General features: G+C 70.7%; 13 protein-coding genes and 2 rRNA genes. 2 read left to right on the top strand and 13 right to left on the bottom strand.

What is annotated here, in order from left to right:
• Positions 1–36 precede the first annotated feature (36 nt).
• The 3 genes from ACRAS8_RS21840 to ACRAS8_RS21830 all read right to left on the bottom strand — a co-directional run bounded on the left by ACRAS8_RS21840 (position 37) and on the right by ACRAS8_RS21830 (position 6755).
• A 23S ribosomal RNA gene (locus ACRAS8_RS21840) occupies positions 37–3156 on the bottom strand.
• Positions 3157–3462: 306 nt separating this feature from the next.
• A 16S ribosomal RNA gene (locus ACRAS8_RS21835) occupies positions 3463–4988 on the bottom strand.
• The 16S and 23S rRNA genes sit together here, the layout of an rRNA operon.
• Before the next feature lie 759 nt (positions 4989–5747).
• Entirely contained in the window at positions 5748–6755 is a 1008-nt protein-coding gene (locus ACRAS8_RS21830; RefSeq protein WP_438487682.1) for a stage II sporulation protein M, read from the bottom strand.
• Positions 6756–6909: 154 nt separating this feature from the next.
• Between ACRAS8_RS21830 and ACRAS8_RS21825 the strand changes: the two genes are divergently transcribed.
• The gene (locus ACRAS8_RS21825; protein WP_438487681.1) at positions 6910–7953 is read left to right on the top strand and encodes an RDD family protein; all 1044 of its coding nucleotides are present in this window, start codon (positions 6910–6912) and stop codon (positions 7951–7953) included.
• 67 nt (positions 7954–8020) lie between these two features.
• On the opposite strand, the gene ACRAS8_RS21820 is transcribed toward ACRAS8_RS21825, so the two are convergent.
• The 8 genes from ACRAS8_RS21820 to ACRAS8_RS21785 all read right to left on the bottom strand — a co-directional run bounded on the left by ACRAS8_RS21820 (position 8021) and on the right by ACRAS8_RS21785 (position 16311).
• A complete protein-coding gene (locus ACRAS8_RS21820) occupies positions 8021–8635 on the bottom strand; it encodes a hypothetical protein (RefSeq protein WP_438487680.1) in 615 nt (204 codons plus the stop codon).
• A 159-nt stretch (positions 8636–8794) separates the two neighbouring features.
• On the bottom strand, positions 8795–10252 hold the full coding sequence (ahcY, locus tag ACRAS8_RS21815; protein ID WP_438487679.1) for an adenosylhomocysteinase: 1458 nt from the start codon (positions 10250–10252) through the stop codon (positions 8795–8797).
• 324 nt (positions 10253–10576) lie between these two features.
• The gene (locus tag ACRAS8_RS21810; protein ID WP_438487678.1) at positions 10577–11521 is read right to left on the bottom strand and encodes a cation diffusion facilitator family transporter; all 945 of its coding nucleotides are present in this window, start codon (positions 11519–11521) and stop codon (positions 10577–10579) included.
• A gap of 120 nt (positions 11522–11641) precedes the next feature.
• Positions 11642–12844 (bottom strand): mannose-6-phosphate isomerase, class I, encoded by a 1203-nt coding sequence (gene manA / locus ACRAS8_RS21805; RefSeq protein ID WP_438487677.1) that lies wholly within the window; start codon positions 12842–12844, stop codon positions 11642–11644.
• A 70-nt stretch (positions 12845–12914) separates the two neighbouring features.
• A complete protein-coding gene (locus ACRAS8_RS21800) occupies positions 12915–14051 on the bottom strand; it encodes an SIS domain-containing protein (RefSeq protein WP_438487676.1) in 1137 nt (378 codons plus the stop codon).
• Positions 14052–14094: 43 nt separating this feature from the next.
• Positions 14095–14277 carry a Trm112 family protein gene (locus ACRAS8_RS21795; RefSeq protein ID WP_438487675.1) on the bottom strand — a complete coding sequence of 61 codons (183 nt, stop codon included), beginning with the start codon at positions 14275–14277 and terminating at the stop codon, positions 14095–14097.
• A gap of 127 nt (positions 14278–14404) precedes the next feature.
• Complete coding sequence (locus tag ACRAS8_RS21790) at positions 14405–15763, bottom strand: phosphomannomutase/phosphoglucomutase (protein WP_438487674.1); 1359 nt, start codon at positions 15761–15763, stop codon at positions 14405–14407.
• A 101-nt stretch (positions 15764–15864) separates the two neighbouring features.
• Complete coding sequence (locus ACRAS8_RS21785; protein ID WP_438487673.1) at positions 15865–16311, bottom strand: DUF3499 domain-containing protein; 447 nt, start codon at positions 16309–16311, stop codon at positions 15865–15867.
• A 268-nt stretch (positions 16312–16579) separates the two neighbouring features.
• Between ACRAS8_RS21785 and ACRAS8_RS21780 the strand changes: the two genes are divergently transcribed.
• Complete coding sequence (locus ACRAS8_RS21780) at positions 16580–17038, top strand: metallopeptidase family protein (protein WP_438487672.1); 459 nt, start codon at positions 16580–16582, stop codon at positions 17036–17038.
• Positions 17039–17089: 51 nt separating this feature from the next.
• On the opposite strand, the gene ACRAS8_RS21775 is transcribed toward ACRAS8_RS21780, so the two are convergent.
• A complete protein-coding gene (locus ACRAS8_RS21775; RefSeq protein WP_438487671.1) occupies positions 17090–18682 on the bottom strand; it encodes a DUF5719 family protein in 1593 nt (530 codons plus the stop codon).
• Positions 18679–22521, bottom strand: a complete 3843-nt coding sequence (locus ACRAS8_RS21770; RefSeq protein ID WP_438487670.1) for a glycosyltransferase — start codon at positions 22519–22521, stop codon at positions 18679–18681. Before ACRAS8_RS21770 ends, ACRAS8_RS21775 begins: the two co-directional genes overlap by 4 nt.
• Positions 22522–22689: the final 168 nt, after the last annotated feature.

Here is a 22689-nt window from a genome sequence, read left to right as displayed (position 1 = left end):
GTGGCTTCAGAACCAACACAGTGGACGCGAGCAACTGAGGACAAGCCCTCGGCCTATTAGTACCAGTCAACTCCAACCGTTACCGGTCTTCCATATCTGGCCTATCAACCCAGTCATCTACTGGGAGCCTTACCCCATCAAGTGGGAGGGAGCCCTCATCTCGAAGCAGGCTTCCCGCTTAGATGCTTTCAGCGGTTATCCTTTCCGAACGTAGCCAACCAGCCATGCCCTTGGCAGAACAACTGGCACACCAGAGGTCCGTCCGTCCCGGTCCTCTCGTACTAGGGACAGCCCTTCTCAAGACTCCTACGCGCACAGCGGATAGGGACCGAACTGTCTCACGACGTTCTAAACCCAGCTCGCGTACCGCTTTAATGGGCGAACAGCCCAACCCTTGGGACCGACTCCAGCCCCAGGATGCGACGAGCCGACATCGAGGTGCCAAACCATCCCGTCGATATGGACTCTTGGGGAAGATCAGCCTGTTATCCCGGGTACCTTTTATCCGTTGAGCGACGGCGCTTCCACAAGCCACCGCCGGATCACTAGTCCCTACTTTCGTACCTGCTCGACCCGTCAGTCTCACAGTCAAGCTCCCTTGTGCACTTACACTCAACACCTGATTACCAACCAGGCTGAGGGAACCTTTGGGCGCCTCCGTTACCCTTTAGGAGGCAACCGCCCCAGTTAAACTACCCACCAGACACTGTCCCTGATCCGGATCACGGACCCAGGTTAGACATCCAGCACGACCAGAGTGGTATTTCAACAACGACTCCACACCAACTGGCGTTGGCGCTTCACAGTCTCCCACCTATCCTACACAAGCCGAACCGAACACCAATATCAAGCTATAGTAAAGGTCCCGGGGTCTTTCCGTCCTGCTGCGCGAAACGAGCATCTTTACTCGTAATGCAATTTCACCGGGCCTATGGTTGAGACAGTCGAGAAGTCGTTACGCCATTCGTGCAGGTCGGAACTTACCCGACAAGGAATTTCGCTACCTTAGGATGGTTATAGTTACCACCGCCGTTTACTGGCGCTTAAGTTCTCAGCTTCGCCCCACCGAAATGGAGCTAACCGGTCCCCTTAACGTTCCAGCACCGGGCAGGCGTCAGTCCGTATACATCGCCTTACGGCTTCGCACGGACCTGTGTTTTTAGTAAACAGTCGCTTCTCGCTGGTCTCTGCGGCCACCCCCAGCTCACACTGCAAGAGTGATCACCGGAAATGGCCCCCCTTCTCCCGAAGTTACGGGGGCATTTTGCCGAGTTCCTTAACCATAGTTCACCCGAACGCCTCGGTATTCTCTACCTGACCACCTGAGTCGGTTTAGGGTACGGGCCGCCTTGAAACTCACTAGAGGCTTTTCTCGACAGCATAGGATCATCCACTTCACCACAATCGGCTCGGCATCAGGTCTCAGCCTCAACGTGTGACGGATTTACCTACCACACGGCCTACACCCTTACCCCGGGACAACCACCGCCCGGGCTGGACTACCTTCCTGCGTCACCCCATCGCTTACCTACTACAAGTCTGGTCCGTCGGCTCCACCACTCCCCTTTGCCCGAAGGCTCCAGGGCGGCTTCACGGACTTAGCATCGCCTGATTCAGTACTGGGCGCTTCAAAGCGGGTACCGGAATATCAACCGGTTGTCCATCGACTACGCCTGTCGGCCTCGCCTTAGGTCCCGACTTACCCTGGGCAGATCAGCTTGACCCAGGAACCCTTAGTCAATCGGCGCAAGAGTTTCCCACTCTTGTATCGCTACTCATGCCTGCATTCTCACTCGTGAACCGTCCACAACTCGCTTCCACGGCTGCTTCACCCGGCACACGACGCTCCCCTACCCATCACAGCCTCCGTTAGGAGTAATGCTGCAATGACACGACTTCGGCGGTGTACTTGAGCCCCGCTACATTGTCGGCGCGGAATCACTTGACCAGTGAGCTATTACGCACTCTTTCAAGGATGGCTGCTTCTAAGCCAACCTCCTGGTTGTCTCTGCGACTCCACATCCTTTCCCACTTAGCACACGCTTAGGGGCCTTAGTCGATGCTCTGGGCTGTTTCCCTCTCGACCATGGAGCTTATCCCCCACAGTCTCACTGCCGCGCTCTCACTTACCGGCATTCGGAGTTTGGCTAAGGTCAGTAACCCGGTAGGGCCCATCGCCTATCCAGTGCTCTACCTCCGGCAAGAAACACACGACGCTGCACCTAAATGCATTTCGGGGAGAACCAGCTATCACGGAGTTTGATTGGCCTTTCACCCCTAACCACAGGTCATCCCCCAGGTTTTCAACCCTGGTGGGTTCGGTCCTCCACGAAGTCTTACCTCCGCTTCAACCTGCCCATGGCTAGATCACTCCGCTTCGGGTCTAGAGCGTGCAACTCAAATCGCCCTCTTCGGACTCGCTTTCGCTACGGCTTCCCCACACGGGTTAACCTCGCTACACACCGCTAACTCGCAGGCTCATTCTTCAAAAGGCACGCAGTCACGACGCAAGGACAAATCCTTGCGCGACGCTCCCACGGCTTGTAGGCACACGGTTTCAGGTACTATTTCACTCCGCTCCCGCGGTACTTTTCACCATTCCCTCACGGTACTATCCGCTATCGGTCACCAGGGAATATTTAGGCTTAACGGGTGGTCCCGCCAGATTCACACGGGATTTCTCGGGCCCCGTGCTACTTGGGTGTCTCTCAAACGAGCCGCTGACGTTTCAGCTACGGGGGTCTTACCCTCTACGCCGGACCTTTCGCATGTCCTTCGCCTACATCAACGGTTTCTGACTCGTCCCACAGCCGGCAGACTGCAGAAAAGAGATCCCACAACCCCGCACTGGCAACCCCTGCCGGGTATCACACCAATACGGTTTGGCCTCATCCAGTTTCGCTCGCCACTACTCCCGGAATCACGGTTGTTTTCTCTTCCTGCGGGTACTGAGATGTTTCACTTCCCCGCGTTCCCTCCACACTGCCTATGTGTTCAGCAGCGGGTGACAGCCCATGACGACTGCCGGGTTTCCCCATTCGGACACCCCCGGATCAAAGCTCGGTTGACAGCTCCCCGGGGCCTATCGCGGCCTCCCACGTCCTTCATCGGTTCCTGGTGCCAAGGCATCCACCGTGCGCCCTTAAAAACTTGGCCACAGATGCTCGCGTCCACTGTGCAGTTCTCAAGCAACGACCAGCCACCCGTCACAACCCACCAACGTGGATCTTCACCGGGGCCGGCATCGCGAAGGTCCAGACTCAAGTCCGTACCCTCAGACACCCAACAGCGTGCCCGACCCGACCAGCTGAGACCCTGCGTTCCACGCCGAAGCAGTACTAACAGTCCTCACACCAATCGTGCCGAGTAGTCAACGTTCCACCCATGAGCAACCAGCATCAGACACTCGCTGATGTACTGGCCTCTGACCCGAACCAAGTCCGAGTAAGAAGTGCTCCTTAGAAAGGAGGTGATCCAGCCGCACCTTCCGGTACGGCTACCTTGTTACGACTTCGTCCCAATCGCCAGTCCCACCTTCGACGATTCCCTCCCACAAGGGGTTGGGCCACCGGCTTCGGGTGTTACCGACTTTCGTGACGTGACGGGCGGTGTGTACAAGGCCCGGGAACGTATTCACCGCAGCAATGCTGATCTGCGATTACTAGCAACTCCGACTTCATGGGGTCGAGTTGCAGACCCCAATCCGAACTGAGACCGGCTTTTTGAGATTCGCTCCACCTCGCGGTATCGCAGCTCGTTGTACCGGCCATTGTAGCACGTGTGCAGCCCAAGACATAAGGGGCATGATGACTTGACGTCGTCCCCACCTTCCTCCGAGTTGACCCCGGCAGTCTCCTGTGAGTCCCCATCACCCCGAAAGGCATGCTGGCAACACAGAACAAGGGTTGCGCTCGTTGCGGGACTTAACCCAACATCTCACGACACGAGCTGACGACAGCCATGCACCACCTGTACACCGACCACGGGGCGCCTGTCTCCAGACGTTTCCGGTGTATGTCAAGCCTTGGTAAGGTTCTTCGCGTTGCGTCGAATTAAGCCACATGCTCCGCTGCTTGTGCGGGCCCCCGTCAATTCCTTTGAGTTTTAGCCTTGCGGCCGTACTCCCCAGGCGGGGAACTTAATGCGTTAGCTGCGGCACGGACGACGTGGAATGTCGCCCACACCTAGTTCCCAACGTTTACGGCGTGGACTACCAGGGTATCTAATCCTGTTCGCTCCCCACGCTTTCGCTCCTCAGCGTCAGTATCGGCCCAGAGATCCGCCTTCGCCACCGGTGTTCCTCCTGATATCTGCGCATTTCACCGCTACACCAGGAATTCCGATCTCCCCTACCGAACTCTAGCCTGCCCGTATCGAATGCAGACCCGGGGTTAAGCCCCGGGCTTTCACATCCGACGCGACAAGCCGCCTACGAGCTCTTTACGCCCAATAATTCCGGACAACGCTCGCGCCCTACGTATTACCGCGGCTGCTGGCACGTAGTTAGCCGGCGCTTCTTCTGCAGGTACCGTCACTTGCGCTTCTTCCCTGCTGAAAGAGGTTTACAACCCGAAGGCCGTCATCCCTCACGCGGCGTCGCTGCATCAGGCTTTCGCCCATTGTGCAATATTCCCCACTGCTGCCTCCCGTAGGAGTCTGGGCCGTGTCTCAGTCCCAGTGTGGCCGGTCGCCCTCTCAGGCCGGCTACCCGTCGTCGCCTTGGTGAGCCATTACCTCACCAACAAGCTGATAGGCCGCGGGCTCATCCTTCACCGCCGGAGCTTTCCACGCACAGACCATGCGGTCGCGCGTCATATCCGGTATTAGACCCCGTTTCCAGGGCTTGTCCCAGAGTGAAGGGCAGATTGCCCACGTGTTACTCACCCGTTCGCCACTAATCCCCGACCGAAGCCGGTTCATCGTTCGACTTGCATGTGTTAAGCACGCCGCCAGCGTTCGTCCTGAGCCAGGATCAAACTCTCCGTGAATGCTTACCGGTAATCCGGCAAAAAACACTCGCGTTGAGCGGAACCATGGGGAGGAATAATCCCCATGGTTCACAGCGTCCTCGCTGTGTGTGCCTCCCGAACAGGTCGAGAGGTCTTTCAAAGGAACCTCGTCCCAACGTGATGTTGGAGACGGGGTATCAACATATCTGGCGTTGACTTTTGGCACGCTGTTGAGTTCTCAAGGAACGGACGCTTCCTTCGGCCTGCCCTCGCGGGCTTCCTCCGGGCGCTTCCCTTCGGTCTTGCGTCTCCGACTCTATCAGATCCTTTCGGCTCTGATTTTCGCCGGTGCGATCCGGCCTTTCGGCTTTCTCGCGGTTCCAACCTTACCAGATCCGTTTCCGTCTCTGGCCCCCTGCTGGAGCGGGGTCGGCCGTTTCGCTTTCGCTTTCCGGCCTTTCCGACTTTATCAGATCTTCTTTCCGTTCCGAGCCGCTCGGCGGCCGGTTCGAATTCCGTTCTGAAATCCCGTCGGAGGGTTTTCGTCTCTCGACTTTTCCGACTTTATCAGAGGCATTCGATCCACATGACGGATCGAAGCTTCTGTCAGTGGTCGATGCGCTCCGTCGACTGTGCAGTCCAAACCGTGCAGTCCAACTGGAGCGGAGATGAAACTAACCGTTGCGATCGAACCTGTCCAGTTCCTTGCAACCGTTTGAATCTACCTCCCCCTGCCACCCGTGTCAACGGGTTGTGGGGCGAAGAGGAGATTAGCAGGTCAGGGAGGGTGGGTGCACATCAGGCGGCGGTGGGGAGGAGGGCGGCGCGGTCGGTTGCGTCGACGTCGCCGGTCTCCCCGGCGCGTACGGCGCGGCCGCCCAGTACGTAGACGTAGGTGAGGAACGCCAGCTCGGCGAGGACACCGATGGTGATGCGGGCCCAGGTGGGGAGACCGGAGGGGGTGACGAAGCCTTCGAGGACGCCGGAGACGAAGAGGACGGCGGCGAGGCCGACGGCGACTCCCAGGGCGGTGCGGCCCTCCTCGGCCAGGGCGGTGCGGCGGGTGCGGGGGCCCGGGTCGACGACGGTCCAGCCGAGGCGGAGGCCGATGCCGGCGGCGACGAAGACGGCGGTCAGTTCGAGGAGGCCGTGCGGAAGGATCAGGCCGAGGAAGGCGTCGAGGCGGCCCGCGGAGGACATCAGGCCCAGACCGGCGGCCAGGTTGAGCATGTTCTCCAGCAGGACCCAGAGGACGGGGAGGCCGAGGAAGGCGCCGAAGACCAGGCAGAGGGCCACGGCCTGGGCGTTGTTCGTCCATACCTGGGCGGCGAAGGCCGCGGCGGGGTGGTTGGAGTAGTAGGTCTCGTACTCGCCGCCGGGGCGGGTCATGTCGCGCAGTTCCTGGGGGGCGCCGAGGGCGGACTGGACCTCGGGGTGGGCGGCTATCCACCAGCCCAGGAGGGCGGCGGCGGTGAGGGAGAGCACCGCCGTGGGGATCCACCAGTGGCGCAGGCGGTAGACGGCGGCGGGGAACGAGGTGGTGAAGAAGCGGGCGGCGTCGCGCCAGGAGGACTTGCGGGCGCCGGTGACCTTGCTGCGGGCGCGGGCCACGAGGGAGGTGAGGCGGCCGGTCAGGGCCGGGTCGGGGGCGCTGGAGAGGAGGAGGGAGAGGTGGGTGGTGGTGCGCTGGTAGAGGGTGACGAGTTCGTCGGCCTCGGTGCCGGTGAGACGGCGTTTGTGGCGCAGCAGGGTTTCCAGGCGGTCCCATTCGGCACTGTGGGCCGTGACGAAGACATCGAGGTCCATACCGGGGTCGCTCCTCGCAGCGCGGTGGGTGGGTGCCGGGCCAGCTTGGCAGACTGGCCGGACGCGGGGCCCTGGACCTCAGGGAGGGACCGCGGTGTCACGAGCGGTCGCGCCATGGCGGGCCGGTGAGCAGGGCCGAGAGGGAGTGGGGCGTGTGAGTCAGCTGGTGACGGGTGAGGCGGTGGTGCTGGGGCTGCGGCCGGCCAGGCTGGCGAGCCGGGGACTGGCCGTGCTGGTCGATCTGGCGGTGGCCTGGGGGACGTACATCGCGGTGACGCTGGTGATGGTGAGCGCCGCGTCCTCGTTGGACGGTGCGGTGCTGGCGGCCCTGCAGGTGGCGACGCTGGTGCTGGTGCAGGTGGGGATTCCGATCGCGGTGGAGACGCTGAGCCACGGGCGGTCGTTGGGGAAGCTGATCTGCGGGTTGCGGGTGGTGCGGGAGGACGGCGGGCCGATCCGGTTCCGGCATGCGCTGGTGCGGGGTGCCATGGGGGCCGTCGAGATCGTGATGACGTTCGGGGTGGTGGCATCGATCGCGTCGTTGGTGTCCGCCCGGGGGCGGCGGCTGGGCGATGTGTTCGCCGGGACGCTGGTGATCCGGGAGCGGGTGCCCGAGGCGGAGGGCGGGGGCGTGCTGCTGCCGGCGCCGCCTCCGTGGCTGGCGGGGGAGGTCGGGGGGCTCGATCTGTCGCGGGTGCCGGACGGCTGGTGGCTGGCGGTGCGGCAGTACCTGGGGCGGCTGGGCGAGCTGGATCCGCAGGCCGGCGCGGTGCTGGCCGCGCGGCTCGCCGGGGATCTGCGGGGCTTCACGGGGGCGGAGATGCCGGCGGGGGTGGACCCGGCGGTGTACCTGGCCGCGGTGGTGCAGGAGCGGCAGGGGCGGGAGTCCCGGCGGGCGTTCGGGGAGAGCGGTGTGGCCGGGGTGGAGCCGGGAACGGCCCGGTCCGCGGGGGCGGCTGTGGGGGCGGCGCCTTCGGGTGGCGTCCCCGGGGGCGGTGCTTCCGCGGCCGGCGGGGCGTGGGTGGCGCCCGGGGGTACGGGGATGACCGAGCAGGGGGCGGCGGGTGGTGCGTCCGGTGGTGCCGGGGCGGGCGGGACCGCGGGGGTGGCCGGGCAGACGCCGGGGGTGTCGGGGGCTTCGGGCACGGGCGGTGGGCAGGCGCCGCGGAGCGGGACGGGATTCGCGCCGCCCGTGTGAGGCGGCCCTGGAGGGGGGCGGCAGCCGGGCCCGTCTCCGGTGTGCGGGGTCCGGCGCCGTCGGGGCGTCAACTGAACGTCGACGGCGGGGTGTCGAGGGATTCGAGTTCGATGCCGGGGGCGGAGAGGACGACGTCGCCGGCGAGGTGGACGGCGTGCTGTTCGCCGGTTTCGAGGTCGGTGACCTGGTACTCGTCGGCGACGAGCGGGGCGATGTCAGTGGCGTGTGGTGTGCTGGAGAGCAGAGCCCACGCCTGGTCGAGGGTGCGGGGCGCGAGGACGGGGGGTGTGAGGGCGACGAGGCGGACGCGGGTGGCGCCGGCGCCGAGCGTGGGGCGCAGCAGGCGGGCGGTGGCGACGAGAAAGGCCGGGGACGCGCCGGTGAAGGCGTGGGCGGCGGCGTTGCCCTCGGTGGCGTGGGTGCCGGTGGGGTCGGTGCGCACCCAGGTCACACCGTCCAGGGCGGCGCCGCGGACCTGCCAGGCGGCGCAGGTGAGTTGGAGGCGGATCGGGCGGCCGAGGTCGTCGAGGGTGAGGTCGACGGAGCCGGTGTGCTCGCCGGCGGTGTCGAGGATCTGGGAGACGTAGCGCCAGCCGGAGGGGCCGGTGGCGCAGTGGAAGTGTTCCTCGCCGAGGGGGGTGTGGTCGTGCGGGTCGTGGAGCGAGTAGTGGCCGCGGGGCATGGTGGTGCGGTCCTTGCGACGGGCGGGTGGGGCGGTGTGCCGGGGGCGCGGGGCTTTCCGGGGTTTCTGCGGGCCAGGCCCCCGCCGGGAGGGCGAGGGCCTGGTGCCAGCGGCTGCTGGAGGTGCCGGTTGCCGGCCCGCGGACGGGCCGGCGGCGGCTCAGTAGCGGTAGTGGTCGGGCTTGTAGGGGCCCTCGACCTCGACGCCGATGTAGGCGGCCTGCTCCGGGCGCAGGGTGGTGAGCTTGACGCCCAGCGCGTCCAGGTGGAGGCGGGCGACCTTCTCGTCCAGGTGCTTGGGCAGGACGTAGACGTCGGTCGGGTACTGCTCGGGCTTGGTGAAGAGCTCGATCTGGGCCAGGGTCTGGTCCGCGAAGGAGTTCGACATCACGAACGACGGGTGGCCGGTGGCGTTGCCGAGGTTGAGCAGGCGGCCCTCGGAGAGCACGATGAGGACCTTGCCGTCCGGGTGGGTCCAGGTGTGGACCTGCGGCTTGACCTCGTCCTTGACGATGCCCGGGAGCTTGGCCAGGCCGGCCATGTCGACCTCGTTGTCGAAGTGGCCGATGTTGCCGACGATCGCCTGGTGCTTCATCCGCGCCATGTCGGACGCCATGATGACGTCCTTGTTGCCGGTGGTGGTGATGAAGATGTCGGCGGTCTCGACGACCTCGTCGAGGGTGGTGACCTGGTAGCCGTCCATCGCCGCCTGCAGGGCGCAGATCGGGTCGATCTCGGTGATGATCACGCGGGCGCCCTGGCCGCGCAGCGACTCCGCGCAGCCCTTGCCGACGTCGCCGTAGCCGCAGACCACGGCGGTCTTGCCGCCGATCAGGACGTCGGTGGCGCGGTTGATGCCGTCGATCAGCGAGTGGCGGCAGCCGTACTTGTTGTCGAACTTCGACTTCGTCACCGCGTCGTTGACGTTGATCGCGGGGAAGAGCAGGACGCCGTCGCGCTGCATCTCGTAGAGGCGGTGCACGCCGGTGGTGGTCTCCTCCGTCACGCCGCGGATCTCCGAGGACAGACGGGTCCACTTCTGCGGGTTCTCGGCGAGGGTGCGGTTCAGGAGCTCCAGGATGGCGCGGTGCTCCTCGTTCTCCGCGGTCTCGACGGCGGGGGCCTGGCCGGCCTTCTCGTACTCGACGCCCTTGTGGACGAGGAGGGTGGCGTCACCACCGTCGTCGAGGATCATGTTCGGGCCGCCGGTGGGGGTGCCGGGCCAGGTCAGCGCCTGCTCCGTGCACCACCAGTACTCCTCCAGCGTCTCGCCCTTCCAGGCGAACACCGGGACGCCCCGGGGGTCCTCGGGGGTGCCGTGCGGGCCGACGGCGATGGCCGCGGCGGCGTGGTCCTGGGTGGAGAAGATGTTGCAGGAGGCCCAGCGGACCTGCGCGCCCAGCGCCACCAGGGTCTCGATCAGCACGGCGGTCTGCACGGTCATGTGCAGCGAGCCGGTGATCCGGGCGCCCTTGAGGGGCTGCTGGTCGGCGTACTCCTTGCGGATCGCCATCAGGCCGGGCATCTCGTGCTCGGCGAGGGTGATCTCCTTGCGGCCGAAGGCGGCGAGGGACAGGTCGGCGACCTTGAAGTCCTGGCCGGTGGCTGCTGTCGTCATTACGGGCTGCTCCTCGGATGTCGAGGTCGGTCGGGCAATTCGGGCAGTCTGCGGCGCGGGTCGGGGTCCCCGGCGCGTGACCGGGCGCACTTGAGCCTACGTGGAGGCTGCTACACCTCTCCCCTTGCCGCAGCGCAGTCCGTCGGAGGCCCTCTCTCCCTCGGCCGGTCCGCGGTAGCGGGCCGCCCGACCGCCATCAGCAGCGACGTCTGGCACTGCCCCCGAATCTACACCGATCGGCTCCGTGGCCCCAGACCGCGTCGGCTTGCGGGTTGGCTTGTTCTGTGCGCCGCGCGGGGTGCGGGGCCGGTGACGGGTGGGGCGTCAGGTGCCGCTGGGGGGCTGGGCCGCGGCGGCCTGCTCGTCGTAGATGTCGGGTTCGAGGTAGATGACGCGGGCGATCGGGACGGCTTCGCGGATGCGGGCCTCGGCGGCGTCGATGGCGCGGGCGATCTCGGTGGCGGTGTCGTCGTGCTCGACGGCGATCTTGGCGGCGACGAGGAGTTCCTCGGGGCCGAGGTGGAGGGTGCGCATGTGGATGACGCGGGTGACGACGTCGCCGTCGACGAGGGCTTCGCGGATCCTGGCGACCTGTTCGGGGCCGGCCGCCTCGCCGAGCAGCAGGGACTTGGTCTCGGCGGCGAGGACGAGGGCGATCAGCACCAGCAGGGTGCCGATGGCCATGGTGCCGATGCCGTCCCAGACGCTGTTGCCGGTGGCGAGGGTGAGCAGGACGCCGGCGAGGGCGAGGACGAGGCCGATCAGGGCGCCGAAGTCCTCCAGCAGGACGACGGGGAGTTCGGGGGCCTTGGCGCGGCGGATGAACTGTGTCCAGGACTGCGTGCCGCGCAGCTCGTTGGACTCCTTGACGGCGGTGCGGAAGGAGAAGCCCTCGGCGACGACGGCGAAGACCAGGACGCCGACCGGCCAGTACCAGGCGTCCAGGGGGTGCGGGTGCCGGATCTTCTCCCAGCCCTCGTAGAGGGCGAAGACGCCGCCGATGGTGAAGAGGACAATGGAGACCAGGAAGCCGTAGATGTAGCGCTCGCGGCCGTAGCCGAAGGGGTGTTCGGCGGTGGCGGCGCGCCGGGACTTCTTGCCGCCGAGCAGCAGCAGGCCCTGGTTGCCGGAGTCCGCGAGGGAGTGCACGCCTTCGGCCAGCATCGAGGACGAGCCGCTGAAGGCGAAGGCGACGAACTTGGCCGCGGCGATCGCCAGGTTGGCGCCGAGCGCCGCAACGATCGCCTTGGTACCGCCGGATGCGCTCATGGGGTGCGCCGTGTCCCTTCCGTAGACCGGGCCGCTGTGCCGCCCTTTCCCTGTCGTGCGGCGGTCATTGTCGCAGCCCGGCCCGGGGGTGTCGTGCGGTGGCCGGTTCGCGGGCGGGCGTCAGACGACGACGGTGGCGCGGAAGAGGGTGCCGTCGCCGGTGAGGGTGAGGTGTTCGCCGGCGGGGGCGAAGACGGCGGCGCCGGGGGTGAGGGTGAGGTCGCGGGTGGTGCCGGTGTCGCTGGTGAGGTGCACGGTGCCGGCGGTGCAGAGCAGGATCTGCGGGGTGCGGGCGGGCAGCGGGCGGGGGGCTCCGCCGGGGGCCGGGACGAAGCGGGAGAGCCGGAACTCGTCGATGGGGGTGTCGTAGACCTCCTCGCCGCCGGTGTCCTCGGGGCGCAGCACGCCGGGGGCGCGGGGGGTGAAGCGGACGACGCGCAGGAGTTCGGGGACGTCGACGTGCTTGGGGGTCAGGCCGCAGCGGAGCACGTTGTCGGAGTTGGCCATCAGCTCGACGCCGAGGCCGCCGAGGTAGGCGTGCGGGATGCCGGCGCCGAGGAAGAGGGCCTCGCCGGGTCGGAGGCGGACGTGGTTGAGGAGCAGGGCGGCGAGGACGCCGGGGTCGCCCGGGTAGTGGTGGGCTATGCCGGCGCAGGCGGCGTACGCGTCGGCGTGCGGTCCGCCCTTGGTGGCGAGCCGGGCGGCGGCCGTGGCGGTGCGGTCGACGGTCTCGGCGAGGGCGTGGGGTTCGGCGGAGAGGACGGCGGTGAGCACCTCGCGCAGGGCGGCCTCCTCGGGGCCGGCGCGCAGGATGTCGGCGTACGGCTTGAGGTCGGGGACGTCCAGGTTCTCCAGGAGCTCGGCGGCCTCGGCGGGGTGCCGGAAGCCGCAGAGGCCCTCGAAGGGGGTGAGGGCGCAGAGGAGTTCGGGCTTGTGGTTGGCGTCCTTGTAGTTGCGGTGCGGGGCGTCGAGGGGGATGCCGCGGGCCTCCTCGTCGGCGAAGCCGGCTTCGGCCCGGGCGCGGTCGGGGTGGACCTGGAGGGAGAGCGGGGCGCCGGCGGCGAGCACCTTGAAAAGGAACGGCAGTTGGGGGCCGAAGGCGCGGACGGTGTCGGCGCCCAGTTCGGCCTCGGGGTCGGCGTCGATCACCTCGGCGAGGGAGACGGGGCCGTGGCCGCGGTCCAGGCGGGAGGGGGCGCCGGGGTGGGCGCCGAGCCACATCTCGGCCTGCGGTTCGCCGGTGGGCGGGACGCCGAGCAGGTCGGGGAGGGCGGTGGTGGAGCCCCAGGCGTAGGGGCGCACGGTGTTGACGAGGCGGTCCATGCGGCGGCTGCTTCCTGACGTGGCGTGGGTGGTCCGGCGGGGCGCGGGGCGGCGGCCCCGGGCCCCATGATCACCCGGTGCCGGCGAGCGCCAGGTAAACGGCGCCGAAATCGGCGATGGCGAGGAGTTCCGCGGCGCGTTCCAGGTCGCTGCCGGGGGTCGGCTCCAGTTCGCTGAGGGGGGTGTCGCGTTCGTCGGCGAGCTGCTGGGCGGCGCGGGTGGCGGAGAGCGGGCCGGCTTCGGCCTCGCGGAGCAGGACGATCCTGGCGTGCAGGGCGGCGGGCTGTTCGACGCGGTCGCGGAAGAAGTCGTCCGGGTCGGCGCCGGCGGCCAGCGCGCCGGCCAGGAGGGTGCGGTGGGTGGTGAGCGCCTCGGGGAGCTCGGCGGGGAGGGCGGGGCGGCCGGCGAGTCCGGCGAGTTCGGTGGCGAAGTGGCGGCCGACGGCGCCGGCGACCGGGCCCTCGGTCCAGATCAGCGGGAGCGCGTCGGCGAGGTCGGCGGCGAGGGTCTTGCCGGGATTGGTGTAGGTGGGGATGGCCGGGCCGCAGCGTTCGGCGACCTGGTCGAGGCGGTCGGCGAGCTTGCCGACGGCGTGCGCGGGGGCGTTGATCAGGCCGATCCGGTCGGCGAGCACCAGCAGCGGGATGAGCACGGACCAGAGGGTGCCGGGGGCGGCGGGCGGGGCGCCCTCGACGTCGAACTCGGTGTCGTAAGCGGTGGTGGCGAGGGGGACGGGCAGGCCGCGGGCCTGGACGACGGCCTCGGCGAGCGGGCCGCCGGCGGGGGTGACGGCGACGACCGCGCAGCCCCGGCGGTAGGACTGCTCGACGAGTTCGGCCAGGCCCGGGTCGGCGGCGTCGGGGCCGGCGACGAGGAGGAGGTCCAGGGGGCCGGCCCAGCCGGGCAGCGTCCAGCGGAGGGCGCCGGGCACGGGCGCGACGCCGGTGGGCTGGACGAGGCTGACCGGGCAGCTGCCGCCGCTGAGGGCGCGCAGCAGGTCGGCGACGCCGGCGGCGGCAGGGCTGGGCCCGGCGACGAGGACGGCGCGCGGCCGCCCGTCGGGGCTCAGCTCGGGGATGCCGGACTCGGCGGCGCCGCGGGCGGCGGTGCGGACCCGGGCGCCGGATTCGGCGACGCCGCGCAGCAGGCCGAAGCGGTCGGCGCCGGCCAGCGCCTCGGGGGCGTCGAGCAGTGACTCGTCGAGCATGGTGGCGCGGCCTCCGATCGCCGGGTGGGCTGAGTGGCGCCGGTCAGGCGGGTCGGCGGGCTTCGTCGACGAGGAGGACCGGGATGCCGTCCGTGACGGGGTAGGCCAGGCCGCAGTCGGCGGAGGTGCAGATCAGCTCGGCCGGGTCGGCGGCGGTGCGGTCCTCCAGCGGGGCGTGGCAGGCCGGGCAGGCGAGGATCTGGATCAGGCTGGCGTCGACCGGCATCGGGGTGCTCCTTCGGCGTGGTTGCGGCGTGGCCAGCGTACCGCCGGAGCGGGGGGCCGGGCCTGCCCGGAGGGGTTTTCGGCGGGTGGGAGGGCCGCCGTGCGGGCGGCCCTCCCGGGGGGGGCGATCAGCCGCGGATGAGGGCGAGGACCTCGTCGCGGATCCGGTCGGCGGTGGCCCGGTCGCGGGCCTCGGCGTTGAGGCGCAGTAGCGGCTCGGTGTTGGAGGGGCGGACGTTGAACCACCAGTCGGCGGCGGTGGCGGTCAGGCCGTCGAGTTCGTCGAGGGTGATGCCGTCGCGGCCGGCGTAGGCGGCCTTGAGGGCGGCGAGGCGGCCGGCCTGGTCGTCGACGGTGCTGTTGATCTCGCCGGAGGCGGCGTAGCGGTCGTACTGCGCCACCAGCTCCGACAGCGGCCGGTCCTGTTCGCCGAGGGCGGCCAGGACGTGGAGGGCGGCGAGCATGCCGGTGTCGGCGTTCCAGAAGTCCCGGAAGTAGTAGTGGGCGGAGTGCTCGCCGCCGAAGATGGCGCCGGTGCGGGCCATTTCGGCCTTGATGAAGGAGTGGCCGACGCGGGTGCGGACGGGGGCGCCGCCGTGCTCCTTGACGACCTCCGGGACGGACCAGGAGGTGATGCAGTTGTGGATGACGGTGCCGCCGGGGTGCTTGGCCAGTTCGCGGGCGGCGACCAGCGCGGTGATGGCGGACGGGGAGACCGGGTCGCCGTGCTCGTCGACGACGAAGCAGCGGTCGGCGTCGCCGTCGAAGGCGAGGCCGAGGTCGGCGCCGGTCTCGCGGACCCGCTGCTGCAGGTCGACGAGGTTCTTCGGGTCGAGCGGGTTGGCCTCGTGGTTCGGGAAGGAGCCGTCCAGCTCGAAGTAGAGGGCGTCGAGGTCGAGGGGCAGGCCCTCGAAGACGGTGGGGACGGTGTGGCCGCCCATGCCGTTGCCTGCGTCGACGACGACCTTCAGGGGGCGGCTGCCGGTGAGGTCCACCAGGGAGCGCAGGTGGGCGGCGTAGTCCGTGAGGACGTCGCGGCGGGTGACGGTGCCGCGCGCCGCGGCCGGCTCGGGGGCGCCCTGCTCGGTCCAGCGCTCGACCAGGGCGCGGATGTCGGCGAGGCCGGTGTCCTGGCCCACGGGAGCGGCGCCGGCCCGGCACATCTTGATGCCGTTGTACCGGGCGGGGTTGTGCGAGGCGGTGAACATCGCGCCGGGCAGGTCCAGGGCGCCGCTGGCGTAGTAGAGCTCGTCGGTGGAGCACAGGCCGATCTCGGTGACGTCGGCGCCGCGGGCGGCCGCGCCGCGCCCGAAGGCGGCGGCCAGGCCGGGCGAGGAGGGGCGCATGTCGTGCCCGATGACGATCGCGCCGGCGGCGGTGACCTCGACGAAGGCCGCGCCGAAGAGTTCGGCCAGCGGCTCGTCCCACTGGTCGGGGACCACACCGCGCACGTCGTACGCCTTCACGATCTGCGACAGATCAGTCACAGCCAGCCCTCCTGGAGTCGCTACGGGTCCATAAACCTACCCGTAGGGTCCGCGCGGGGGCCGGGAAACGGCCGTGATCGGCAGCGGGCCGGGGGCGGCGGTCAGGAGTCGGGCGAGCGCAGGACCCTCAGGTGGCCGCGGCGGGCGACCTCCATGGGGTGGCCGTCGCGGCCGGAGGGAGCGGGGGTGTCCGTGCCGCCGGCGGCGCGCTCCTGGGGGCGGGCGGCCTCGCGGACGGCGTTGGCCAGCGCTTCGAGGTCGTCGCCGCTGGGGCGGGCCGGGCCGGAGTCGACGGCGAGGCGGACGACCTCCCAGCCGCGGGGGGCGGTCAGGCGCTCGGAGTGCTCGGCGCACAGGTCGTAGCAGTGCGGCTCGGCGTAGGTGGCGAGCGGACCGAGCACGGCGGTCGAATCCGCGTAGACGTACGTCAGCGTTGCGACGGCGGGGCGGCCGCACGCAGTGCGCGAACAGCGACGTACAGGGCTCACGACGTTGGACGGTACCGCACTCTTGAGCGGGCCGCGACGACTCTCCCCCGGCTCACCCAACCGTGTCGTCCCGCTTCGTCCGATGCGTCTGACCTGCACCCGTCGGCCGGGACCTCCCGGGAGCGGGGCCGGGGAGTGCGGGCCGGGAGCGGATTCCCGTCACCAGGTGGTGCATTTCGTGTCATTCCGCGGCACCGCGCGGGAGCGGGGCGATCCGATACGGGGTCGCAAACGAACCGAACCGGGGCCGGTCCGGTCACCCGACGACAAGTGGCGCGTTGTCGCACAACGCCGTACGGGTCGTGCCGGGAGGGCTACGCTCGATCTGATGGACAGCCCCGTACCTCCCCGTCCCGCGGAACCGCGGCCCCGCCGCCGCGACCGCCACGGCCGTGGCATGCGCGGCCCGATCGCGCCTCCCCAGGTACCGCTGTCGGTGACCCGCGCCGACGCGTTCGCGGATCTCGTCTACGACTCCCGGGACCGCCTGGAACGGCGCTGGCCGCAGCTGGCGCAGGTCGACTTCCTGGTGCTGGAGGTGCCCGGCTCCGGGCCCGACGGCGGGCCGGACGCGCTCACGGAGGAGGACGGCGTGCCGCTGGGCCGGGCGCTGCCGTCCGGCGGCGGATATCGCGACCGGATCGTGATCTACCGCCGGCCGGTGGAGATCCGCACCAAGGGCCACGACGAGCGGGCACTGCTCGTGCACGAGGTCGTGGTGGAGCAGGTCGCCGAACTCCTCGGGCTGGCCCCGGAGTCGGTGGACCCGCGCTACGGGCAGGAGTGAGACCGGAGCCCGGGTCCAGGGCGGGTCGACGGCGAAGCGGCCCGGGACGGGTCAGCGGGTGAGCAGGGACAGGTCCTGGCCGGCGGTGGGGACGAGGACCGAGCCGCGGTCGTCGGGCAGCGGCTGGATGGTGAAGGCCGGCACCCCGCCCTGCGGCAGCGCCAGCATCCGGGCCGCGTGGACGGGGCCACTGCCGGGCTGCGGCTCCACGGTCAGCGCGTAGGCGCCCTTGAGGCCGGACGGCTGCGGCGGCGGGACGGCGAGGCTGGTGCCGCCCTTGACGGTGTACGTCTTCGAGACGGGGGGGCCGCCGCCGCTCCCGGCCGACGCGGTGACCTTGACCTTGGCGTCCTTGCCCTTGGTGGGGGCGACGAGGGTGAGGGTGCCGCCCTTGGCGCGGTTGTCGGCGACCGTGCCGCGGGTCTCGACCGGCCGGGTGGCCGGGATGAACGCCGTCTCCTGGTTGTCGCCCTTGCCGCGGACGACCTTCAGGGCCGCGGTGACCGGGGCGCCGGCGGTGCCGTCGGCGGGCGTGAGGACCAGCGAGCCGGCCTCGCCCTTGGTGACGTCCTTGAGGTCGACGGTGGTGGTCATCCCGCTCTTGACGTGCAGGCTGTCGAGCCCGGTGGGGGTGATCAGGCCGGTGGGGGTGGCCAGTTGCACCGTGAGGTCGGCGTCGGAGTCGCCGGGGGCGACGGCCACCAGCTGGACGTCGGTGGCGTCGGCCGGGATGCCCGGGAGGACGACACTCGCGGACGGGTCGGCGGCGGGCGGCAGCCAGTCGCCGCCGGCCTTGGCGTCCGCGGCCTGGACGGCCGCCCCGATCCGGCCGGAGCGGACGCTGACGTGCAGCGCGGCGCCGTCGGCGGGGCTGCCGGTGAGGGTGGAGAGCAGCACCGGGACGGTGGTGTGCGGCGGCACGGTGATGTCCTCGCCGCCGCCGCCGGCCGTCAACGGGCCGTCCTTGCCGCGCATTTCGAGGTCCACGACGGCCGGGGCCGGGTCGGGGTTGGTGAGGTGGACGTAGTCGGTGCGGCCGGCCGCGGTGCTGACGCCGGGGAACCAGAACTGGGTGTCGGGGGCGGTGCAGCTCAGGCCCTGCAGGCCGCGGCCGGAGCCGGCGGCGACGGCGGTGGTCTGCTGGACCGTCCAGCCGGGGGCCGGCACGCCCTCGGCGGAGCCGGCCAGGGCGGGCGCGCCGGGGCTGTCGGTGGTCGCCACGACGGGCTTCCCGGCCTGCTGGAGCGGGACGACGGGCTTGGTGTCGGGCGGCGGGACGGTCCGCGGGCCACCGGAGTCCGCGGCACCGCCCTTGCCGCCCTTCCCCTTGGCGTCCTTGCCGCCCTTGCCGGCGGGGTTGCCGTGGCTGTCGGCGACGGTGCCGGTGGGCAGGAGCTGGGCGGTGCCCTTCCTGGTGTCCGCGCCGGCCGCGGCGCCCGGCGGCGAGAAGGCGGTGTAGGCGGTCTCGGCGACCTCCGAGGAGCTGGGCGCCGGGCAGACCAGCGTGGAGCGCTGGACGGGCAGCCAGGTGCCGCCCGCGGGGGCCGCGGCGCGCTCGCCGCCGGGGGCCGCGACCGCGGCGACGCCGGTGACGGCGGCCAGCGCGGCGGCCGTGGCGGTCAGGGACAGGATGGTGCGCTTCACTGCTGCTCGCTCCCGTCACGGCGCGGCTCGGGGAAGGCGCCGGGGTACGTCGTGCCGTCGTAGGGCTGCTGCGGGTGCTGGTCGTGCCCGGCGTCCGGGTACGGCTGCTGCCCGCCGTAGCCGTACGGGTCGTAGGCGCCCGCCTGGTACGGGTCGGCCGGGTAGCCGCCGTACTGGCCGGCCTGGTACGGGTCGGCCGGCGGGTAGGGCTGCTGCGGCACGCCGTACGGGTCGGGCTGGTACGGGTCGGCGGCCTGTGGAGCCTGCCGGCCCGGGGCGGGCTGCCAGTCCTCGTCCGGGGCGGGCTGCCAGTCCTCGTAGGCGGGCTGGGCGGGGACCGCGGCATACGGGTCGACGGCCGGGACGGGGTCCGGGACCGGGACCGGGGCGGCGGCCGGGGGCTCCTCGGTGCCGGCGGCCGGGATGCCGGCACCGGCATCGGCGTCGGCGGGCGGCGCGGCGGTGCCGGCGGCCTCCGCCTGGGCGCGCAGCCGGCGGGCCCGGCGGCCCTCCCCCGGGACCTGCGCGGCGGCGAGCACGGCGGCCTCCTCGGGCAGGTCGTCGTCGACCTCCCGGCGCCGGCCGGGCAGCGCCATCACGACCAGGACGAGCGCGAGCAGGCCCTGGGTCCACAGCCAGAGGGTGTGGCCGAGGGCGTTGTCGTGGGTGAGGTCGAGCCGGCCGCCGGAGGACGGCAGCTGGAACCCCTGGGCCCAGCCGTCGACGGTGACGGGCTTGAGCGGGGTGCCGTCGAGGGTGGCGTGCCAGCCGTCGTCGGCGGCGTCGGCGATCCGCAGGATCCGCCCGGCGGGCCCGGCGGGGACCTTGGCGCCGTGCGCCGCCACCGGGCCGGCCGCCACCGCGACGGGTGCCACGGCCTCGCCGCTGCCGGTGCCCTCCCTGGTCTGCCCGGAGACGATCGTGATCCGGGAGACCCGCCGGTCGACGCGCCACAGGGCGCTGCCGTCCTCCTGGCTGAGCCGGGTCAGCCCGGGGGTGGCGTCCAGGACGCGGCCCATCTCGCGCGGGGCGCCCTTGCGGACGAGGACGTAGCGGACCGCGTAGCCGCCCAGCCGGTCGGTCTGGTCGGCCCCGGAGCCGGCGACGAGGTGGGCGACGACGTCGTCCAGGCGGCTGTCCGGGCCGGCCCCGGCGGCCAGGTCGGCGTCCCCGAGCACGGCCCCGGAGCCGCGCACCAGGGAGTACGAGACGTGCCCGGCGGTGCCGTCCAGGACGAGGGTGCGGGCCCGGTCGGTGGTGGTGGACTCCTCGGCGACGAACGCCGGGACCTGAGTGGCGTCACGCCGCTGGAGCGGGCCGGAGGCACCGGTGATCATCCAGCTGACCGCGGCGTAGAGGGGAGCGATCAGGCAGGCCAGCGCGACCAGCACGGCGGCCGGCTGCTTCCATCCGAAGCCGAGCGCGGTCATCCGGGTGCGGATGCCCTCGGCGCCGACCGCGGCCGCGCACAGCAGCGCCAGGCCGTAGACGAGCATCGCCGGGCCGGTCCAGCCGGAGCCGTTGCCGAGCGCCGCGCTCAGCAGCCCGGTCAGGGCCACCGCCCAGGCGGTGCGGATCGTCCGCTGCCGAGTGTCGCGCAGGGTCGCGCCGAGGGCGGCCAGCACGATGCCGAGGAGCAGCAGCCCGCCGACGGCCTTGGGGCCGCCCGGGCTGAGCCCGACGAGGTCCAGCACGGAGGCCGAGCCGGCGCCGAAGTCGAGGCCGGCCTCGCGGAAGAACCCCGCCGGGTGCGCGAGCAGCGACAGCGACCAGGGCGCCAGCACCACCAGCGGCGCCAGCACCACGGCCAGGAACCGCAGCAGATACCCCGTGAGCATGCCGCGGCTGCCGTCCAGGAAGCGCAGCACCAGCAGCGCCACCCCGAGCACGACCGCGATCGGCCAGACGATCGGGGTGAAGGCGGTGGCGACGGTCACCAGCAGCGCGTACGCCCAGGCGGCGCGCCAGCCGGGCCGGGTGCCGGGCGCCAGCCGCAGCCCGGCGGCCGCGATGCCCGCGCGGGCCATCAGCGGCAGCAGGACGGCCAGCAGCGCGGTGCCCAGGCGGCCGCCGGCGAGCGCGCCGGTGGCGGCGGGCAGGAAGGCGTAGGCGATGCTGCCCCAGGCCCGCAGCAGCCGGGAGGCGACCAGCGGGCGGGACGCGAAGTAGGCGGTGAGGCCGGCCAGCGGGACGGAGCAGACCAGCAGCAGGGTGAGGGTGAAGCCGGTGCTGCCCAGGAAGAGCGTGGACAGCACGGCGAGCACCGCAAGGTAGGGCGGTGCGGAGGCGGTGTCGCCTACGCCGACCGGATGCCAGCTGTCGGCGTAGGAGGACCACAGGCCGCCGAGGCCGTCCGGCGCCGGCAGCAGTGCGCCGCCGACGAGCGAGCCGCCGCCGAGCAGGTCGCGGCAGGCGATCAGCGAGACGACCAGCAGGACGAGGAAGAGCACCGGCGCGGGGCGGCGGGCGATCCGCTTGAGCCGCGCGAACTGCTCGATCTCCAGGTAGTCGGCGTCGTCGCCGCCGGGCCCGGACTCCACGGCGCCGTGCCGGCCGGAGGAGGCGACGTCGGGGGCGGCACGGCCGGCGAGGTTGCCGGCGACCTGTTCGACGGTGGCGCGGACGGTGGCGCCGGGCGGCGGGAACAGCGCCCGCAGTTCGCCCGCGTCGACCGCCGGTTTCCCGCGCCGCCGGCGCGCGGCGAGGATCTTGCCGGGGCGGAGCAGGGTGCCGAAGAGTCCGGCGAGTTCGTCCAGCGCCTGCCCGGGGACCTTGCCGACGAGGTAGGCGACGACCCGCAGCAGGGTGCCGATCAGCAGCCGCAGCAGGGTGTACGGGACCAGCGCGCCACGGGTGTTGGCGAGCAGGGTGTAGACGGCGCCGGCCTTGTCGACGCGGTGCGGAGTCGAACCACGCAGCGCGAAGCGCTTCGATGAGGGGTGGCGGTCGGGCGACGGGCGGGCGACCGACCGGCCGACGCAGTCGATGGGGCGGCGCTCGCGGGCGGCGGCCTCGGCGTGCCGCAGCACGGCGTCGGGGGCGACCAGGACCTGGTGGCCGGCGGCCTGGGCGCGCCAGCACAGGTCGACGTCGTCGCGCATCAGCGGCAGCCGGCGGTCGAAGCCGCCCAGCTGCTCGTAGACGTCGCGGCGGATGAGCATGCCGGCGGTGGAGACGGACAGCACCGGGCGGACCTGGTCGTGCTGTCCCTGGTCCTGCTCGCGGCGGTCCAGGCCGGTCCAGCGGCGGCCGCTGCGGGCGATGCTGACGCCCGCCTCCAGGAGCTGCCGGCGGTCGTACCAGCTGCGGAGCTTGGGGCCGACGACGGCGGTGGAGGGGCTGGCGTCGGCGACCCGGAGGAGTTCGGCGAGCGCGTCCGGGGCGGGCGCGCAGTCGTCGTGCAGCAGCCACAGCCACTGGACCGGCTCCCCGTGCGGGAGTTCCGGCATGTCGTACGCCTCGTCGTGCCAGGTCCGGCTGACCGGGTCCCAGCCGCTGGGGCGGCGCAGATAGGCCAGGTCGTCGGGGCCGAGGACGGGGGCGGCGCGGACCGCCTCGTCGACGGCGGTGCCGAATCCGGAGCGCCGGGCGAGGTGGAGCACGCGGTCGTCGCCGATCGCCTCGGCGAGCAGCCGGGCGGAGTCGTCCGCGCTGCCGGTGTCGGCACCGATGACGTTCTGCACCGGACGCTCCTGGGAGAGCAGTCCGGCGAGTGCGTCGGGCAGCCAGCGGCCGCCGTCGTGCGAGACGATCACGGCCGTGACGACGTGCCGTGGGAACTCTGGTGTGGCGGCTGCGTACGGGGCGGACTGCGCCGCCGGCTGGCTGTGCACGGACATCGAGGTACGGGCCCTCCGGACCCGGGAGTCGGGGCCCGCGGCGAAGTCGCTGAAGGCCCCCGCCCCGGAAGACACTGCGACGGACTACGAGGGACACGCGCACGCCGCGCCGGCGGTGTGGGCGTGACCCGGACGGGGCCCCACACTAATGGTTCGCGCCGGCCCGCC

The organism is Streptomyces sp. S186 (assembly GCF_051603415.1).
GTDB lineage: Bacteria > Actinomycetota > Actinomycetes > Streptomycetales > Streptomycetaceae > Streptomyces.
This window is presented reverse-complemented; position numbering and strand designations above follow the sequence as displayed.

Excerpts from the sequence above, each read along its gene's own strand:
- ACRAS8_RS21830 (WP_438487682.1), bottom strand. The coding sequence starts at position 6,755 with ATGGACCTCGATGTCTTCGTCACGGCCCACAGTGCCGAATGGGACCGC.
- ACRAS8_RS21820 (WP_438487680.1), bottom strand. The coding sequence starts at position 8,635 with ATGCCCCGCGGCCACTACTCGCTCCACGACCCGCACGACCACACCCCC.
- ahcY (WP_438487679.1), bottom strand. The coding sequence starts at position 10,252 with ATGACGACAGCAGCCACCGGCCAGGACTTCAAGGTCGCCGACCTGTCC.
- ACRAS8_RS21810 (WP_438487678.1), bottom strand. The coding sequence starts at position 11,521 with ATGAGCGCATCCGGCGGTACCAAGGCGATCGTTGCGGCGCTCGGCGCC.
- manA (WP_438487677.1), bottom strand. The coding sequence starts at position 12,844 with ATGGACCGCCTCGTCAACACCGTGCGCCCCTACGCCTGGGGCTCCACC.
- ACRAS8_RS21800 (WP_438487676.1), bottom strand. The coding sequence starts at position 14,051 with ATGCTCGACGAGTCACTGCTCGACGCCCCCGAGGCGCTGGCCGGCGCC.
- ACRAS8_RS21795 (WP_438487675.1), bottom strand. The coding sequence starts at position 14,277 with ATGCCGGTCGACGCCAGCCTGATCCAGATCCTCGCCTGCCCGGCCTGC.
- ACRAS8_RS21780 (WP_438487672.1), top strand. The coding sequence starts at position 16,580 with ATGGACAGCCCCGTACCTCCCCGTCCCGCGGAACCGCGGCCCCGCCGC.
- ACRAS8_RS21770 (WP_438487670.1), bottom strand. The coding sequence starts at position 22,521 with ATGTCCGTGCACAGCCAGCCGGCGGCGCAGTCCGCCCCGTACGCAGCC.